We start from the raw sequence: 16,490 nt of genomic DNA, 5'->3' as shown, positions 1-16,490 counted from the left end.
CTGCCCTGGTGAGCGGATTCTGCACAGCAGCAGCAGATTGTGCCGCATATTGGAAGTCGCTGCGTCATTTCGCGCCAACCGCGCCGGTGTGCCTCGGGCCGCCGCGTCTCAGACGAGATCGCGCGCGGTGATCCAGAACACCTCGCCCTCGGAGTCCTCGGTGTCGAGCCAGAGCAGCGGCAGGTCGGGATAGGCCGCCTCGATCTGCGGACGGTCGCGCCCGACCTCGCACAACAACCCTCCCTCCGCAGTCAGGTGGTCGCGCGCCTGGCTGAGGATGCGATGGATGATGTCGAGCCCATCGGTGCCGCCGTCGAAGGCCAGCGCCGGCTCGGCGCGGCATTCCCGAGGCAGGCCGGCCATGCCCTCGGCGTCGACATAGGGCGGGTTGGTGATGATGAGATCGTAACGGCGCTGGCTGAGCGGTGCGAACAGGTCACCGCGGTGCAGCGAGATGCGCTCGCCGAGGTCGTAGTCGGCGACGTTCTTCGCCGCAACGGCGAGCGCATCCTTGGAGATGTCGACGGCGTCGATCACCGCATTGGGGAAGTGGCGGCTGGCCAGGATCGCCAGGCACCCAGAGCCGGTGCAGAGGTCCAGCACGCTGTCCACGGCCAGCGGATCGTCGATCAGCGAGGTGCCGTCGGCTTCGGCGCCGCCGAAATGCGTCTCCAGCAGCTCGCCGATGAACGAGCGCGGCACGATGACGCGCTCGTCGACGTAGAACGGCAGGCCGCGCATATAGACCTTGTTGACCAGATAGGCCGCCGGCTTCCTCGTGGTGATTCGCGCCGTGATCAGGTCGAGGATCGTCTTGCCTTCGGCCGCGGTGACCCGGGCCGTGACGAAGCTCTCGAACTGATCGGGGCGCAGATGCAGCGCCTCGCCGATCAGGAAGGCGGCCTCCGACACCGGATCGGTGGTGCCGTGCGCAAACACCAGATCGGCGTTCTGGAAGCAGCTCACCGCGTAGCGCAGGTAGTCGAGCAGGCTCGCCAGCTCGCCCGCATTGACCTTCGGGAGCTTCGGCGCCGCCGCCTTGCGCGGTGCTGCCGTCTTGACCTTCTTCGCCATCACGACTTCCAGCGCGCCGCGGCGGCATCGTCGTGGCTCTTGGCCTCGACCCAGCTGCCGCCGTTCTCGGTTTCCTCGCGCTTCCAGAACGGCGCGTTGGTCTTGAGATAATCCATCAGGAACTCAGCCGCCTCGAACGCCGCCTGACGGTGGCTGGATGCGGTCACCACCAGCACGATGTTCTCGCCCGGCCGTATCCGGCCGAAGCGGTGAATCACGGTCATGCCCTGCAGCGGCCAGCGCGCCATCGCCTGCTCGGCATGGCGCATGATCTCGGCTTCCGCCATCCCTGGATAGTGCTCGAGCGTCAGTGCGCTGATCGGCGTGTCATGGTCGTTGCCGCGGCACAGGCCGGAGAAGCTGACGACGGCGCCGATGTCGGTGCGGCCATGGCTGAGGGCTGCGATCTCGGCCGCGGTGTCGAAATCCTCTTGCTGCACGCGGACGGTGACGATCGCGGTCATGGACAGATATTCCGTTACGTCAGCCGCCGGTCATCGGCGGGAAGAACGCGATCTCTCGGGCGCCGGCGATGGCCGCATCCGGCTGCACATGGGTCTGGTCGATCGCGGTGCGGATCACCTTCGGCCTCTCGAACGCATAGGCGTAGCCCTCGCCGCGCGTGGTGAGCCAGGCGATCAGCTCGCTGACCGTGCGCACGTCCGCCGGCGGCTCGATCGTCTCCTCGGCCTTGCCGACGCGCTCGCGCACCCAGGCGAAATACTTCACCTTCATCGCGAGTCCGCCTCGATGAGGTGGTGGATGCCGGCGCGGAAATAGTCGTAGCCGGTGTAGATGGTGAAGACCGCCGACAAGCCGAGCAGCCAAATTCCGATCCCGCTCACGATCGGGCCAACGGCCGTCGAGATCTGGGCGACCGCCGCATCGCCGGCCTCGCCCGCGAGCAGGAAGCCGATTGCCACCAGTTGCATCGTGGTCTTCCATTTGGCGACCTTGGTCACCGGCACCGAGACGCGCAGCGCGGCGAGATATTCGCGCAGGCCCGACACCAGGATCTCGCGGCACAGGATCACGATGGCCGCCCACAGCGACCAGTTCTGGATGGTGCTGTCGGCGGCCAGCATCAGCAGGCAGGAGGCGACCAGAAGCTTGTCGGCGATCGGATCGAGCATACGGCCGAATGCCGATTGCTGGTTCCAGATCCGCGCGAAATGACCGTCGAGATAGTCGGTGATCCCAGCCGCAATGAACACTGCGACGGCGACCCAGCGGAGCCACAAAGGATACATCCAGACCGACTGCGCGTAGATGCAGCCGACCACGACCGGTATCGCGGCGATGCGCGTATAGGTCAGGATGTTCGGCAGGGACGTCGACGTCTTGCTGGGCACGCGTGTGGTCGCAATATTCATCCGGTGTACCAATACTGCCGCCGTTCGGACGTCAACCTCCGAGCCGAGCCGCTTCGGCAGGATGACGCAGATATGACGCGAATCGCAACGAAGTCTTGCGGAGATAGGAACTCTTGCGCATGCGGCGACCCGCAACGCTTCATTAAGCAACCGGACGCGGTCGCGCCAGTGCGCAGATCGGCGGGCGCGACGCACGGCTGGGACCTTGTTGCGGTGCAGTGACGGCTGCGCGAAGGCTTGAGCGAAAGCCTCAGATCGCCTCCGCGCCATGCACCGCGCACCAATGCGCCTGGCGTTCCGCGAACACGCGGTCGCGCACATAGGTCAGCGTTTCGTCGTCGAAGGTCTCGATCACCTCCAGGCTGAACGACCCTTCGCCGTGGGCGGCCCAAGCCGCCTGCAACCCGCCGCGGCGGTGGCCGCCCTGGCGCAGGGTGAACCACAGCCGGTTCTGGATTTTGTCGAGATCCGGCGCGCAGCCGACCCAGCGCTGGCCGGTGGCGGCGCAGGTCACGGCGAAGATGCCGGCAGGTGTCTTGCGTTCCTTATAGGCGGCGACGGCCGCCTTGCGCTGGTCGGGGGTCATGGTGGGGCTCCACTTTAACCCGGGTAATTAGCGTATATTTTTATCCGGGTAAATTGTTTTTGCCGACAGCCTGCCAACTCGCCGTTTTTTTGCTGTCCCGGCTTTCACATGGTGAGCACGACGCGGCGGGTGGCATCATCCCTGGCCCAATTGCGTTCGATCGCGTTCAGCGGGATCGGATCGGCCGCGATCTCGAGCCGGGCAGGGATGGCCGCCTGCAACAACTCATCGGTGAGCGCGATCAGACGCTCGAGCGGAATGCTGCCGATGCCGCTGCCCATCAATTCGATGGCTGATGCGCGCAGCACCGCGCTCGGCAGGGTGATGTCGCCGCTGCTGATGGAGCCGATCTGGACGAATCGGATTGGCCTCGCCTCCGCGCCCGCCTTGGCTGCTGCCATCAGCAGCCGCTCGGCGCTGGCGCCCCAGAGATAGTCGAGCACGACGTCGACACCCCCGGCGAAATGGGGCTTGAAACGTTCCTCCAGCGCGTCGCCATCGCCGACCAGGGGAATGACCGCGTCGGCGCCGAGCGCGGTCAGGGATTGCAGCGTCGCGGCGTTGCGCCCGGTCGCGATCACCTTGGCCGCACCGAGATGCTTGGCGATCTGAACCGCGAGCCGACCGGACGTTCCAGTGGCGCCATTGATCAGCACGGTGTCGCCGGCGCGGAGGTGTGCGCGCTCGCGCAGCGCCGCCCAGGACGACAGGCCAGGATTGGCGATTGCCGCCGCGGTGACGTCATCGAGATCATCGGGCAAGGCGAGGCATCGCGCCTTCGGCACCACCGTCTTTTCGGCCATGCCGCCATGGGGGGTCCTGGGAAGCACGAAGTAGACCCGGCTGCCGTCCTCACAGCGGCCGACGCCATCGATCCCAGCCACAAAGGGAAACGCGCCGGTTGAGCTGTAGTGCGTGCCGGAGGCGCGGGCCTTGGTGATCTGGCTGATCGCTGCGGCGGTCACGGTGATCAGATGCTCGTCAGGAGCAGCGATCGGGTTGGCGAAATCGGCGTAGACCGGCGGCTGCCCGGCTTTCTGGACAATAGCGGCTTTCATGGTGGAGCTCCGGATTATATGTGTATAATGCACATATATCCGGAGGGGCTGATGTCGCCAAGGAATAATGTGCAAAATACACATATAAGTGAGCAGCTCCGCGTCCTGCACGGGGCGCTGCTCGACATTGTGGCCGTGATGAACCGGCCGCAGCGCGACGAGGCGCTGATCAGGGAAGCCGGCATCGCGCTCGACCGCGCGCTGTTTCCGCTGCTGGTCGGAATCGAGCGATTTGGCCCGGTCGGTGTGGTCGAGATGGCGGATCGGGTCGGGCGCGACTACACCACCGTCAGCCGCCAGGTCGCCAAGCTCGAGAGCCTCGGGCTGGTGGCACGCCAGGCCAGCGCCGCGGACCGGCGGGTGCGCGAGGCGGTGATCACGCCGAAGGGCAAGGCCATGACCGACCTCGTCGACGCTGCGCGCGAGCGGATCGGCCGCGCCATCTTCGAAAGCTGGGAGATCCGCGATGTGGATGAGCTGGTGCGGCTGATGCGGAAGTTCGCCGATGCGGTGAAGCAGGAGCCGCCGGCTGCGGCTTGAGCCGCGATCGGCTCAGCTCGCGTTGCTGTGAAAATACTCGAAAATCTTCCGCGCGCTTTCGGCGCTCACGCCCGGCACCTTGCCGAGATCGGCGATCGAGGCGCGTTCGATCTCTTTCAAGGTGCCGAAATGGTGCAGCAGCGCGCGCTTGCGCGACGGGCCGATGCCGGGGATCTCCTGCAGGCCGGCCTCGCGGATGTCCTTCTTGCGCAGCTTGCGGTGCGAGCCGATGACGAAGCGATGTGCCTCGTCGCGCAGCCGCTGGATGAAATACAGCACGGGGTCGCGCGGCTCGAGCTTGATCGCCTCCCGCTCCGGGATGAACAGCGTCTCGCGGCCGGCGTCGCGATCAGGGCCCTTGGCGACCGACATCAGCGCGACATTGGTGACGCCGAGCTCGGTGAAGATCTCGCGGACGGCATTGAGCTGGCCGCGGCCGCCGTCGATGATGACGAGGTCCGGCCATTGCGGCACGTCGTCCTCCTTGGCCGCGCGGGCGACATCCTTCTCCGACGGTGACACCAGCCGCTTGAAGCGGCGCTGCAGCACCTCCTTCATCATCGCGTAGTCGTCGCCGGGCGTCAACCCTTCCGACTTGATGTTGAACTTGCGGTACTGGTTCTTCATGAAGCCGTCGGGGCCGGCGACGATCATCGCGCCGACCGCGTTGGTGCCCTGGATGTGGCTGTTGTCGTAGACCTCGATGCGCTTCGGGACCTGCGGCAGACCGAGCGTCGTCGTCATCGCCTCCAAGAGCCGGCTCTGCGTTGCGGTGTCCGCGAGCTTGCGGCCCAGCGCCTCGCGCGCATTGGTCAGCGCATGGATGACGAGGTCCTTCTTCTCGCCGCGCTTCGGGCAGGACACCTCGACCTTGTGGCCGGCCTTGACGCACAGCGCCTCGGCGAGCAGCTCGGCTTCCTCGATCTCGTGCGACAGCAGGATCAGCTTCGGCGGCGGCTTGTCGTCGTAGAACTGCGTGATGAACGCCGACAGCACCTCCTCCGGCAGATAGCTCTTCTCCGCGCGCGGGAAGTAGGCGCGGTTGCCCCAGTTCTGCCCGGTGCGGAAGAAGAACACCTCGACGCAGGAATAGCCGCCCTCCTGGTGGATGGCGAACACGTCGGCTTCCTCGACCGTGCGCGGATTGATGCCCTGCTGCGAGGAGATCGCCGACAGCGCCGCGAGGCGGTCGCGATAGACGGCGGCAGTCTCGAATTCGAGCTCGCCCGACGCCTTCTCCATTTCGGCCGCCAGCAGCGCCTTCACCGCCTGGCTGCGTCCGGACAGGAAGTCGGTCGCCTCGCGCACCAGCTCGGTGTAGCCGGGGAAGTCGATCTCCTGGGTGCAGGGCCCGGCGCAGCGGCGGATCTGGTGCAGCAGGCAGGGGCGGGTGCGGCTCTCGAAGAACGAGTCGGTGCAGGAGCGGATCAGGAAGGCGCGCTGCAGCGCCGTGATGGTGCGGTTGACGGCACCGGCCGAGGCGAACGGACCGAAATAGCGCCCCGGCCTGGACTGCGCGCCGCGGTGCTTGAGGATCTGCGGCGCCCAATGGTCGCCGGTGATGAGAATATAGGGAAACGACTTGTCGTCGCGCAGCTGCACGTTGAAGCGCGGCTTGAGCTGCTTGATGAGGTTCGCCTCCAGCAGCAGCGCCTCGGTCTCCGTGGTGGTGGAGACGATCTCGACCGTCACGGTGGCTGCGATCATGCGCAGGATGCGCGCCGGCAGCGGCGCGTTGGCACGCGCATAGGACGACAGGCGCTTTTTGACGTTCTTGGCCTTGCCGACATAGAGCACGTCGTGCGCCGCGTTGAGCATGCGGTAGACGCCCGGCGAGGTCGGCGCCAGCCGCACCGCGTTCTCGATCGCCGCGTGGCCGATCGCGAGCGGACCTTCGCCGACCGCCTCCAGGCTCTCCTCGGCCAGCTCCGGCAGCCGGCCGTCATCGTCCTCGTCCGCAGCCGATGCGGCGGGATCGAGGTCGGGCGTGTCGATGGTCTCGGGCGGCAGGTCGGCCGCGCCACGCCGGCTCGGGGGCGCCGGCGCCTTGGGTGGATCGGAGCTGTGGGTGGTCATGTCCGCAAACTAAGCGCTGCCGCGCCGTCTCGCCAGCTTGCGATGGCGCCATGCACAGGGCAGGGCGGTAACGCTTCGTTAAGCACGTTAATGGCCGGGTAACCCGGCTTAACAACGGCTTAACCTAAAACTCTCGATAAATGCTCACGAAAGAAGCGAGAGTTCCGTAACCACGCCGGCCCGCGCACCACAGTCGCGCGGCGCAGGCTCCGGCGGGTGACGGCGAGTGGCGTGGAGTGAGCGATGAACAGGTTCTTGGTCGGTGCTGCCGCCGCGGCGGGCTTGGGCGCGGCGGCTCTCGGATCGGTCTCGGCCCAGGCGGCGGATCTCGGCTACGGGCGCGGCGCGCCCTATACCGTGAACCAGCCCCTCAACGCCTACAGCTGGGCCGGGCCCTACCTCGGCGGCACGCTGGGCTATGAATGGGGCACCGTCGGCAACAACCCGACCAAGCCGTCCGGTCTCACCGGCGGCCTGACCGCGGGTTACAATTGGCAGAACGGCCCGTGGGTGTTCGGCGCCGAGGGCGACATCAACCTGACCGGCGCCAATGACACCTTCGCCCCGTGGAAGTTCTCGAACCCGTGGTTCGGCACATTGCGCGGCCGCGCCGGCTACGCCTTCAACAACATCCTGTTCTACGGCACCGGCGGCCTCGCCTTTGGCGGCCTGCGCGCCGAGACCTTCGGTCTTTCGGAATCGCACACCACGGTGGGCTGGACGCTCGGTGCCGGCACCGAGTTCGGTCTGGCACAGAACTGGACCGCCAAGATCGAGTATCTCTACGTCGATCTCGACAGCAGCAATTTCGTGATCACGGGGGCGAAGAACGACTATCGGTTTGGAATTGTGCGCGCAGGCATCAACTTCCACTTCTGATGGCAACGAGGGAATAGGAAGAAGAAACGTCCAACGACAACCTCCCGGCCGCTCGCGCGGCCGGGATTTTTTTGTCGGAGCGCTCTGTGCAATCTGGCAGGCGTGCATCATTGCGCGCGGCCTGCACGTACGAGCCGGCAATGCTGTGCACGCGAGCAGGCGCTGCCGACAGCTTCCAAACCAGCGAAGAGGTGGCGTCGAGGCGCGCCCGGCTGCAATCATGCCGGCGCGTGCACCACCGCCAGGCGGGCTCGCCCTAAGACGACAGCACCAGGTTCACCGCTTTCGGGCCCTTGCCCTTCTTGTCCGGCTCGACCTCGAAGCTGATCCGCTGTCCTTCGGTCAGGTCCTTCAGGCCCGCGCGCTCCACCGCCGTGATGTGCACGAACACGTCGCGTCCACCGTCGTCCGGCTTGATGAAGCCGTAGCCGCGTTCGCCGTTGAAGAACTTGACCGTCCCAGTCATGGCCATCGGGAAACTCCTCCCCCGCAATGCTTCCTCCACTGCGCGCCCTGCGCAGCGTCCGACCGGACATCACTTTGATCGGAAAGCGTTGGCCACCTTAACGCCCAGCGCTCGCCGCGCCGGATCGCCGGATCTTGTTAGGCCTTGATCACCCCGCCGCAACCATTCGCGGAAGCGGAACGTAAAGCCAGTCTTACAATCGGACACAATAATACGGTTCCGCGCCGATTGACTACGGCTTTTCGACCAGTCGCCGTTTCAAGCTTTGGGGAATTCGAGTCGGAAGCGCGCCGCGCCGCCCTGGCCGAGGGGCTTCTGCAGTTCCTGCAGGATGAGCTTCAGCTCGTCATGTAATGTCCAGGGCGGGTTGACGATCAGCAGCCCGGTCGAGGTGAGCGCCTCGCCTTCGATCTGCGGCGCAACACTGAACTCGATCCGCAGAACCTTGCCCGGCGGCTTGGCCGCGGCTGCGAGCGCCGCGACACGATCGCTCAGCTCTTCCGTCGCACGCCGGCTCTTGGCGGGATACCACAGCACGTAGATACCGGTGGTCCACTTCGCGAAGGCCGCGGCGAAGCGATCGGCGAGCCGCTCGAACTCATCCTTCGCCTCGAACGCCGGATCGATCAGCACCACGCCCCGGCGCTCGTTCGGCGGCACGAAGGCGGGCAGGGCGACCCAGCCGTCGAGATCGACGACACGGGCCTGGGTGTCGCGGCGCAACTGATCGATCAACTGCTTGCGGGGGATCGGCGCGAGCTCGCACAGGGTCATGCGGTCCTGCGGCCGCAGCAGCGCGCGCGCGATCAGCGGCGAGCCGGGATAGGCGACCAGTTCGGCCTTGGGATTGAACGATCGGACGATATCCAGATAGGGCTGGACCAGCGCATAGGCCTGATCCGACAGCCGCGCCTGCAGCACGCGGGCGATGCCGGTGAGGTACTCGCCGCTGCGCGTCGCCTCGTCGCCGGTGAGGTCATACAGGCCGGCGCCGGCATGGGTGTCGATCACCCGGAACGCGGCGGGCTTCTCCTGGAGGTAGACCAGGATGCGCGTCAGCACGATGTGCTTGATGACGTCGGCGAAGCCGCCGGCGTGGAAGGCATGTCGGTAGTTCATGCCATCCGGTTACGCCGTTCCGCGTCAAAAGGGTACCCCGTCGATGCGCCGGACGCCCTCCGGAGAGCCGCGGATGAGCGCCGCCGCAGGCCGACGCGCTGCGTCGCCCGATTCGCAGCCGCTAGCCGCCGCGGACCGGCGGCATGTTGACCTCGTCGCGCCGGCAGGCCTGCCGGTCGATCTCGTCGCAGTTGCGAAACTCCAGATCCTTCGACAGACAGATCCGGACCTCGCTCAGCCTGGTGCGGTTACAGGTGACGGCAATGCCCGATGTCGTGAGCTTGGGGTTGGCCTTGATGAAGGCCTCCTCGATCGCCGCCGGCGCCACCGTCTTGGCCTCCGCGAGATCGAGGAATTCCGGGGGGATCTTGATGGCGGCGCGGGCCTTGCGGATGGCTTCGAAATAGGCCTTCGCCGACACGCCGGCGCAGGTGCCGTGCTTGTCCCACTCGTTGTAGATCAGGCCCGGCGCCGGCATCAGGTCGAGCATCGAGGTCATGATGTTGCGGGGCAGGCGCGGCGCCGGCTGCTCGCAATATTCGGGGTAGCCGTTCTCGTATTGCGGCCACAGCCCGTGCACGACGAACGAGTACGGTCGGCCGCTGCATTGCTGGGACCGGCTGCCGCGACCGCCGCGCTCCTCGGCTTCGGCGCAGTACGAGGGCGACCACGACAACGAGAGAACATAGAAGTCGAACGCGCCCGGCGCATTCTGGCGGCGGTCCTGCGCCTCGGCGGCGCCAGCCGTGAGCACACCGAGCAAGAGGGCAAAGCAGGCGATCGTTCTGGACAACAGGACGGCAGGTCGGCACAGGCAATCGAACATGGCGTACTCCCCGGAAAATGCCAGGAGCCTACCAGCACACGGGAACATTTCAAGAACAAAAATGGCTGCCCCAAGGCAGCCATTCGTCAGCCGGCCGCCCGCGCGAGCGGCCGATACGCCGGGAAAGGCAAATCAGGGCTTGGCGGCGCGGCAGGCCGGATTGAAGGCCCAGTTGCGATCGAGGCCGACGACGCAGAACTCGACGCCCTGGTCATAGCCGGCGAAGCCGCCATCCTCGATGATCGAGAAGTTGACGGTGCGCGCCTTGCCGTCGCTGATCATCACGCTGCCGGTGCAGAAGCGACGCGGAATGTTGTCGGACTGCCAGGGCCGGAAGGCGATCTCATGGACATTGGCGACGCCGGTGATCGTCAGCGAGGAATTCCAGAAGGTGCTCTCCTTGTCCTGGAATCGCGAGACGATGGTCGGAATGGCCGCCTCGCAAGGCGCGACCCGGCCTTCATATTTCGGACCGGACAACCAGAAGTTCATCTCGAGCGGGTTGGCGGCCTGAGCCGGGGCGGTGGCGACGATGGCGGCAAGCAGCGCGCCACAGGCGGCGCCGAACATCTTGAAAGGTGAGCTGAAGTCGCGCATGGGCCGTCCGCAAGGCTGATCCGGGAGCGTGGACCGTGCCGCGGCGGCCACAGGAGGTCAAGTGCAACGCGGCAACACTCCACGATTAGTCCTGTTAACGCGAGGCCGGTGTTCTTTTCTTGACCGGACAGGACCTTTAGAATGGCGGGCCAGATCGAGGAGAATGCAATGCGGACGCTGATGGCCGGATTCGTGAAGACTGCAGGCCTCGTGGCCGCTGGGATGGTGCTGGTTGCGGCATCCGCCCAGGCCGACGTGGTGCCGCCCTTCAAGGGCAACGACACCGGCGGCATCATCGCCTTCCAGCTGGCCCAGACCACGGATGCGCGCCAGCTCGCGGTCGATCATTGCGCCTCCTACGGCAAGGTCGCGAAGTTCCGCGCCGTCGATGCGCGCTACGGTGGCTACGTTTCGTTCGCCTGCCGCTGGGTACCCTATGGCTCGGCGCAGCGGCCGCTGCGGACGCTGTACTGACCTTCCATCAACTGCCGTTCTCCCAATTGCCACTTTTCTGCGGCATTCGCTCCGGCATCGATCAACGAGCCGGAACGGGGCATATGACCTGCACACGCATCGCAATTGGGCTGTTGGCCTGCTGCCTCCTGGGCGTGACCGCGAGCCATGAGGCACGGGCCGTCGACCTGCCGGTGCGCAAGGCCGGCCTGTGGGAGCTGAAGATGATCAGATCCGGCGGTCAGCTGCCGGAGGCGACGATGCAGCACTGCACCGACGCGGCCACCGACAAGGAGATGAACAACTTCGCCTCGCCGATGGCGCAGCAGGTCTGCTCCAAGCAGGACATCCAGAAGACCGCGACCGGCTACGTCTCCGATTCGGTCTGCAATTTCGGCGGCATCAATACGACGTCGCATGCCGACATCACCGGCGACTTCAACTCGGCCTATACGGTGAAGACGATGTCGCGCGTCACGGGCGGCGCCGCCGGCACCGGGGTGAAGGACACCGCGATGACGATCGAGGCCAAATGGCTCGGCGCCTGCAAGCCCGACCAGAAGCCCGGGGACATCGTGATGCCCGGCGGCATGAAGATGAACGTCAAGGACATGGCCAAGCTGAAGGCCCTGATCCCGGGCGTGAAGCAGTAGGCGGGCGCTCGTTGCGTGTGGCGGGTGCAGAGACGTGGGTTGGCGTTCATCCGCGGACGCGAAGCACGATCTTCCCGATGTGTCGGCTCGTCTCCATGCGTTCGTGCGCATCGGCTGCCTCGGACAGGCGATAGGTGCTGTCGATGTGCGGCCGAATGGCCGTTCCGAGCAGGGGCGAGATGCGCTGCCGCAGCTTGCTTGCGAGGCGGCGTTTGATATCGAGTGACGTCGACCGCAGGAATGCGCCGGTGATGCTGGCCCGGCGCGCCATCAGGCTGCGCAGCGGCACCGCCAGCTCCTTGCCATGTCCGGCCGAGAGCAGGGCGATCCGTCCGCCCGTCGCGAGCGCCGCAAGGTCCTGCGCGATGTGAGCGCCGGCGGAGGTGTCGAGGATGCAGTCGACGCCGCGCGTCCCCGTCGCCGCGCGGATCTGCTCGGCGAGATCGGGATCGGCATAGTCGAACACGGCGCTGCAGCCGAGCCCGAGTGCCAGGGCGCGCTTCTCTGCGGTGCCGGCGGTGGCAATGACGGGATGACCCAGCTCGCGCAGGAGCTGGATCGCGATCGTGCCGACGCCGCTGCTTCCGCCATGAATCAGGGCCGTCTCGCCGGGCGCCATGCGCATCAGCTCGAAGAAGTTGAACCAGGTCGTGAACAGCGCCTCGGGCAGGCCGGCGCCTTGGATCAAGTCGAGGCCGCTCGGCAAGTCCAGTGCAAGATGCTGGTCGGTGGCGACGTATTGCGCGTATGAACCGCCGTCGGTCAGTGCGATCACCGCTCTACCCAGCCGTTCCGGGGATACGTTGGCGCCGCAGGCCACGATGCGCCCCGAGGCTTCCAATCCCGGTATGGGATTGGGCTCCCGCAACGGCCCGGCAGCGCGCTGGTTGCAGTCATGACGGTTGATGCCGGCGGCTGCGACCTCGATCAGCACATCGTCTGGTCCGAGGCGCGGCACCGGCCAGTCCTGTCGCTCCGACAGGACCTCCGGGCCGCCCGCGGCGGTGATGATGACGGCGCGCTGATCGTCCGGAATCATGCTTGGTCGCTCATGTGCTCACTTGCCGACCAGGCTGCACTTGCTGCGGTCGAGCGGGCGAAACGCCTGATCGGGGGCGATCTTCGTCACCAGCTTGACGAAGTCCCAGGGGCGCTTCGATTCGGCGGGGGTCTTGACCTGGACCAGATACAGGTCGTGCACCATGCGCTGGTCGTCGCGGATCTGGCCGTGGTCGGCATAGGCGTCCGAGACCGGCGTGGCCTTCATCCGGACCATCACCGTTGCGCCGTCGTCGCTGTCGGCATCCTTCACCGCCTGCAGATAGTGCCGCACGGCCGAATAGACCCCGGCCTGGATCTGTGACGGCATCGCCTTCCGGCGCGCGTAGAATGCGTCGGAGAAGCGGCGCGCGGCGGGGGAGGCATCCTCGAAGAAGCTGGTGACGATGAGATCGCCCTGCGTCGCCTTGAGGCCGATGGATTCGATGTCGACGTTCTGGAACGACATTGGCACGATCTTCATGCCCTGGGCCGCAAGCCCGAATTCCTCGGCCTGCTTGATGGCCGTGGCATTGTCGCCGGCGACGTTGAGCGCCAGGATCTTGGCGCCGGAGGCCTGGGCCTGCAGCAGGAACGAGCCGTAATCCGGCGTGCCGAGCTGCGCCTTGACGCTGCCGGCGACCGTGCCGCCGAGCTCGGCGATGCGAGCGCGCGCGGTCGCCTCGACCGAATGGCCGAATGCGTAGTCGCCGGTGATGAAGAACCACGGCTCCTTGCTGGTCTGCATGATGCCCGACACGACGGCTGTCGCGGTCGAATAGGCGTCGTGCGTCCATTGCACCGAGGTCGGGGCGCAGGCCTCGTCGGTGAGCTGATTGGCGCCGGCCCCGGAGATGAGAAAGATCTTGCCGTTGCTGCGCACCAGCTCCTGGACGCCGAGGGCCGCGCCGGAGCTGCCGCCGTCGGCGATCGCCTGCACACCGTCCTGCTCGAACCAGCGCCGGGCGATCGCGACCGCGATATCCGGCTTGTTCTGATGATCGGCCTGAAGGATCTCGATCGGCCTGCCGTTGATCTTGCCACCGAACTCCTCAGCGGCCATCCGGGCCGCTTCCACGGAGCCGGGCCCCATCGCGGTCGCGAAGATGCCGGTCATGTCGGTGAGCACACCGATACGAATGGCACCTCCCTTGATTTCGGCCTGCGCGGATGAGCCTGCAAGCAGTAGCAGGGCAGCGATGCTGGATCTGAGACAGCGCGACATGATGATCCTCCCCGGATTTGAAGATTTGGTTTTTTGTCGTGTTTGATTGGTGCGCCTCGCGGTTCTCCGCGAGGCGGAAACGTCAGGCTTCCAGTTCGGCAGTCACGGGATTGCGCAGCACGCCGATGCCCGAGATATCGACCTCGACCGTATCGCCGGGCTTCATGAACAGAGGCGGGGTGCGCTTGAGGCCGACGCCTCCCGGCGTGCCGGTGACGATCACGTCCCCGGGCAGCAAGGTCATGATCGTCGAGCAATAGACGATCAGATCGGGCACGTCGGTGATGAGGAGATCCGTGGTGGTCCGCTGCACGGTCTCGCCATTGAGGCGGGTCTGCAGCGTCAGCTTGGACGGGTCGGGAATTTCGTCGGCGGTGACCAGCCAGGGGCCGAATGCGCCGGACCGGTCGAAGGTCTTGCCCGACAGGAATTGCGACGTGTGGCGTTGCCAGTCGCGGATGCTGCCTTCATTGTAGCAGGAATAGCCGGCGATGTGCGCGAGCGCGTCCTCGCGCCGGACATGCCGGCCGGCTTTCCCGATCACGAGCGCGAGTTCGCCCTCATAGTCGAAATGATCGGAGACACCAGGGCGAATGACCGGTTGCAGATGTCCGACCTGGCTGGTCGGAAAGCGCGCGAACAGCGCGGGCTTCTCGGTGACCGTTCGTCCGGTCTCGGCGACGTGGTCTCGATAGTTCAGGCCGACGCAGATGATCTTGCCGGGATCTGGGATGACGGGCGCGAAGGTGATCGCATCGAGCGGATAGTCGGGCGGTTCGGAGGTGAGCAGCGCGGCGGCGTCGCGAAGCGCATCCGCCTCGAGCAGCGCGCGCAGGCTCTTCGCCGGCAGCCGCCGGCCGAGGTCGACGACACCGTCTCCCTTCACGGCGCCGTATCCGGGACGCCCGTCGATCACAAAGGAAACCAGCTTCATACGTGAACCCTCTCAAAAAGAACGGAAACGCTCAGGCCGCGCTCGGCGGCGGTGCGAGGAAGGCGAGGCCTGACAACAGCGCCGCGGGATCTTCGCCCGTGCGGACAGCACCCAGGATGTAGCGGTCGGGGCGCATCAGCACGGCGTCGAAGCCGTGCTGATCGAGCCAGCCGTCGAGGCCGCCAGCTTCCTCGCCGCAAATGACGGCGACGTCAGCGACCGTCAGGCGGGCATGATGCTGCTCGATCATTGCGGTCCCGAGACCGGACCGGCATAGCAGCGCGAAGCGATAGCCGACGCGGTCGTCGCTGCGGCCGTGATCACGGCTGCGGAATTGCGGCGCCAGCTTTCCCGTCATGCTGCGTTCGCCGCAGGCAAGGCCCGGGCCGAGCACTGGCTTCTGCACGTCGAGCTTGAGCTGGCCGTCGCCCTGTGCCGTGCCGGTCGCAAGCGCCGCCTCGACCGCCTTGGTGTTGATCAGCCCACCCAGCCGGATCGCGAGCTCGATGAATTCGCGCACATGCGGCGCGCGCTCGCTCTGATAGGTGTCGAGAAGATCAGGCGTCGCCTTCCCGGCAATCACAAGCGCCAGCTTCCATGCGAGGTTGGCTGCGTCGCGAATGCCGGCACACATGCCCTGACCGAGGAAAGGCGGGGTCTGATGCGCGGAATCGCCTGCGAGCAGGAACCGTCCGGCACGCCATTGCTGGGCGACCGCGGAGTGGAATGTGTAGACGGCGGCGCGTTCGATCTCGGCCTCTGCGGGCCGGAGCCAGGGCGAGAGCAGCTCCCACACGCGAGCCGGTTGGGTGATCTCGACCCCGTCCTCGTCAGGACGAACCGTGATCTCCCACCGGCGCCGGTTGCCGGTGCCGCGAATATAGGTTGCGGGACGCTGCGGGTTGCAGTGCTGGACGCTGAAATCGCCGAGATCGGGCCGCTCCTCCCTCAGCAGCACGTCGCAGACGAGCCAGCGCTCGTGAAAGCCGAGATCGTCCAGCGCCGAGCCGATGAAGCGGCGCACCAGCGAACGTGCACCGTCGCAGCCGATGACATAGGCGCAGGAGATGTCGACGAGCCGGCCGGTGCCGAGGTCCTCATAGCGAACGCGCGCTCCCTCGCGGTCCTGCTCGAGCGCGAAGACATCACAGCGCGTGCGCAGCTCGACATGAGGCCAGCGCTCCAGGCCGGTGTTGAGTACGGCTTCGAGATCGGGCTGGTGGAATCGGTAGCTCAGATTCCAGCCCATCGCGGTCGGCTCGCTGGGGCGCGGCCAGTCGAGCAGCAATCGTCCCCCCGCATCGACGAAGCGCATGCCGGGACTCAATGTAAGGTGGGGCAGGATGGCGTCGGCAAGGCCGATGGTCTGGAACACGCGCATGCATTCGTCGTCGAAATGCACCGCGCGCGGCAAATGATAGGCCTTGGCTTCGCGCTCCAGGATCAGCGTGCGGATGCCGCACAGGCCGAGCAGGTTGGCGAGCGTCGAGCCCACGGGCCCGCGACCGACGATGACGACGTCGAAGCTTCCGGAATGTGCGGCCATGTTGCTCATGGCCGCATCTTGTTCCGCAACCGCCTCGCACCTTCAAG

19 protein-coding genes are annotated in these 16,490 nt (G+C 66.2%); 4 read left to right on the top strand and 15 right to left on the bottom strand.

The genetic code is table 11. The features are described 5' to 3' along the window. Nucleotides 1–108 precede the first annotated feature (108 nt). The 6 genes from prmB to QX094_RS05220 form a co-directional block, all read right to left on the bottom strand. Nucleotides 109–1,074 carry a 50S ribosomal protein L3 N(5)-glutamine methyltransferase gene (gene prmB, locus QX094_RS05245; RefSeq protein ID WP_315754460.1) on the bottom strand — a complete coding sequence of 322 codons (966 nt, stop codon included), beginning with the start codon at nucleotides 1,072–1,074 and terminating at the stop codon, nucleotides 109–111. Continuing rightward, nucleotides 1,074–1,538 carry a molybdenum cofactor biosynthesis protein MoaE gene (locus tag QX094_RS05240; protein WP_315713609.1) on the bottom strand — a complete coding sequence of 155 codons (465 nt, stop codon included), beginning with the start codon at nucleotides 1,536–1,538 and terminating at the stop codon, nucleotides 1,074–1,076. Before QX094_RS05240 ends, prmB begins: the two co-directional genes overlap by 1 nt. A 19-nt stretch (nucleotides 1,539–1,557) precedes the next feature. Next, nucleotides 1,558–1,809, bottom strand: a complete 252-nt coding sequence (gene moaD / locus QX094_RS05235) for a molybdopterin converting factor subunit 1 (protein ID WP_315754458.1) — start codon at nucleotides 1,807–1,809, stop codon at nucleotides 1,558–1,560. Further along, complete coding sequence (pgsA, locus tag QX094_RS05230; RefSeq protein ID WP_315754456.1) at nucleotides 1,806–2,447, bottom strand: CDP-diacylglycerol--glycerol-3-phosphate 3-phosphatidyltransferase; 642 nt, start codon at nucleotides 2,445–2,447, stop codon at nucleotides 1,806–1,808. Before pgsA ends, moaD begins: the two co-directional genes overlap by 4 nt. A 250-nt stretch (nucleotides 2,448–2,697) precedes the next feature. After that, on the bottom strand, nucleotides 2,698–3,033 hold the full coding sequence (locus QX094_RS05225) for a GIY-YIG nuclease family protein (protein ID WP_315754454.1): 336 nt from the start codon (nucleotides 3,031–3,033) through the stop codon (nucleotides 2,698–2,700). Nucleotides 3,034–3,137: 104 nt separating this feature from the next. Then, nucleotides 3,138–4,202: a zinc-binding alcohol dehydrogenase family protein gene (locus QX094_RS05220; protein ID WP_316184151.1), complete on the bottom strand. Its 1,065-nt coding sequence runs from the start codon at nucleotides 4,200–4,202 to the stop codon at nucleotides 3,138–3,140. On the opposite strand from QX094_RS05220, the gene QX094_RS05215 reads away from it, so the two are divergent. After that, nucleotides 4,143–4,631 carry a MarR family winged helix-turn-helix transcriptional regulator gene (locus QX094_RS05215; protein ID WP_316184150.1) on the top strand — a complete coding sequence of 163 codons (489 nt, stop codon included), beginning with the start codon at nucleotides 4,143–4,145 and terminating at the stop codon, nucleotides 4,629–4,631. The genes QX094_RS05220 and QX094_RS05215 overlap by 60 nt on opposite strands. A 12-nt stretch (nucleotides 4,632–4,643) precedes the next feature. Here the strand turns inward: QX094_RS05215 and uvrC are convergent, their stop codons facing one another. After that, nucleotides 4,644–6,707, bottom strand: a complete 2,064-nt coding sequence (gene uvrC, locus QX094_RS05210) for an excinuclease ABC subunit UvrC (protein WP_315713603.1) — start codon at nucleotides 6,705–6,707, stop codon at nucleotides 4,644–4,646. A gap of 243 nt (nucleotides 6,708–6,950) precedes the next feature. Here uvrC and QX094_RS05205 point away from each other — a divergent pair, with 243 nt between their 5' ends. Further along, nucleotides 6,951–7,586, top strand: a complete 636-nt coding sequence (locus QX094_RS05205) for a porin family protein (protein WP_315713602.1) — start codon at nucleotides 6,951–6,953, stop codon at nucleotides 7,584–7,586. Nucleotides 7,587–7,842: 256 nt separating this feature from the next. On the opposite strand, the gene QX094_RS05200 is transcribed toward QX094_RS05205, so the two are convergent. The 4 genes from QX094_RS05200 to QX094_RS05185 all read right to left on the bottom strand — a co-directional run bounded on the left by QX094_RS05200 (nucleotide 7,843) and on the right by QX094_RS05185 (nucleotide 10,594). Beyond that, nucleotides 7,843–8,058, bottom strand: coding sequence for a cold-shock protein (locus QX094_RS05200; protein ID WP_006612991.1), 216 nt, complete (start codon nucleotides 8,056–8,058; stop codon nucleotides 7,843–7,845). A gap of 252 nt (nucleotides 8,059–8,310) precedes the next feature. Next, nucleotides 8,311–9,171, bottom strand: a complete 861-nt coding sequence (locus tag QX094_RS05195; protein WP_315713601.1) for a 23S rRNA (adenine(2030)-N(6))-methyltransferase RlmJ — start codon at nucleotides 9,169–9,171, stop codon at nucleotides 8,311–8,313. A gap of 121 nt (nucleotides 9,172–9,292) precedes the next feature. Further along, the gene (locus tag QX094_RS05190) at nucleotides 9,293–9,997 is read right to left on the bottom strand and encodes a ribonuclease T2 (RefSeq protein WP_315754447.1); all 705 of its coding nucleotides are present in this window, start codon (nucleotides 9,995–9,997) and stop codon (nucleotides 9,293–9,295) included. Between the two features lie 132 nt (nucleotides 9,998–10,129). Further along, entirely contained in the window at nucleotides 10,130–10,594 is a 465-nt protein-coding gene (locus QX094_RS05185; RefSeq protein WP_315713599.1) for a hypothetical protein, read from the bottom strand. Between the two features lie 168 nt (nucleotides 10,595–10,762). Between QX094_RS05185 and QX094_RS05180 the strand changes: the two genes are divergently transcribed. Further along, a complete protein-coding gene (locus QX094_RS05180) occupies nucleotides 10,763–11,068 on the top strand; it encodes a hypothetical protein (RefSeq protein WP_315713661.1) in 306 nt (101 codons plus the stop codon). Nucleotides 11,069–11,151: 83 nt separating this feature from the next. Next, nucleotides 11,152–11,700 (top strand): DUF3617 domain-containing protein, encoded by a 549-nt coding sequence (locus QX094_RS05175; RefSeq protein ID WP_316184144.1) that lies wholly within the window; start codon nucleotides 11,152–11,154, stop codon nucleotides 11,698–11,700. A 46-nt stretch (nucleotides 11,701–11,746) separates the two neighbouring features. Here QX094_RS05175 and QX094_RS05170 read toward each other — a convergent pair whose 3' ends face one another. The 4 genes from QX094_RS05170 to QX094_RS05155 all read right to left on the bottom strand — a co-directional run bounded on the left by QX094_RS05170 (nucleotide 11,747) and on the right by QX094_RS05155 (nucleotide 16,452). Beyond that, nucleotides 11,747–12,739 (bottom strand): NAD(P)H-quinone oxidoreductase, encoded by a 993-nt coding sequence (locus QX094_RS05170; protein ID WP_316184142.1) that lies wholly within the window; start codon nucleotides 12,737–12,739, stop codon nucleotides 11,747–11,749. An 18-nt stretch (nucleotides 12,740–12,757) separates the two neighbouring features. Next, nucleotides 12,758–13,963: an ABC transporter substrate-binding protein gene (locus QX094_RS05165; RefSeq protein WP_315825369.1), complete on the bottom strand. Its 1,206-nt coding sequence runs from the start codon at nucleotides 13,961–13,963 to the stop codon at nucleotides 12,758–12,760. Between the two features lie 82 nt (nucleotides 13,964–14,045). Further along, complete coding sequence (locus QX094_RS05160) at nucleotides 14,046–14,897, bottom strand: fumarylacetoacetate hydrolase family protein (RefSeq protein ID WP_316187663.1); 852 nt, start codon at nucleotides 14,895–14,897, stop codon at nucleotides 14,046–14,048. A 31-nt stretch (nucleotides 14,898–14,928) separates the two neighbouring features. Then, entirely contained in the window at nucleotides 14,929–16,452 is a 1,524-nt protein-coding gene (locus QX094_RS05155; protein ID WP_316187662.1) for a bifunctional 3-(3-hydroxy-phenyl)propionate/3-hydroxycinnamic acid hydroxylase, read from the bottom strand. Nucleotides 16,453–16,490: the final 38 nt, after the last annotated feature.

The organism is Bradyrhizobium sp. SZCCHNS1050, from assembly GCF_032484785.1.
In the GTDB taxonomy this organism is placed as follows: domain Bacteria; phylum Pseudomonadota; class Alphaproteobacteria; order Rhizobiales; family Xanthobacteraceae; genus Bradyrhizobium.
Note: the sequence above shows the minus strand (reverse complement) of the source record. Positions and strands in the feature narration are given on the sequence as shown.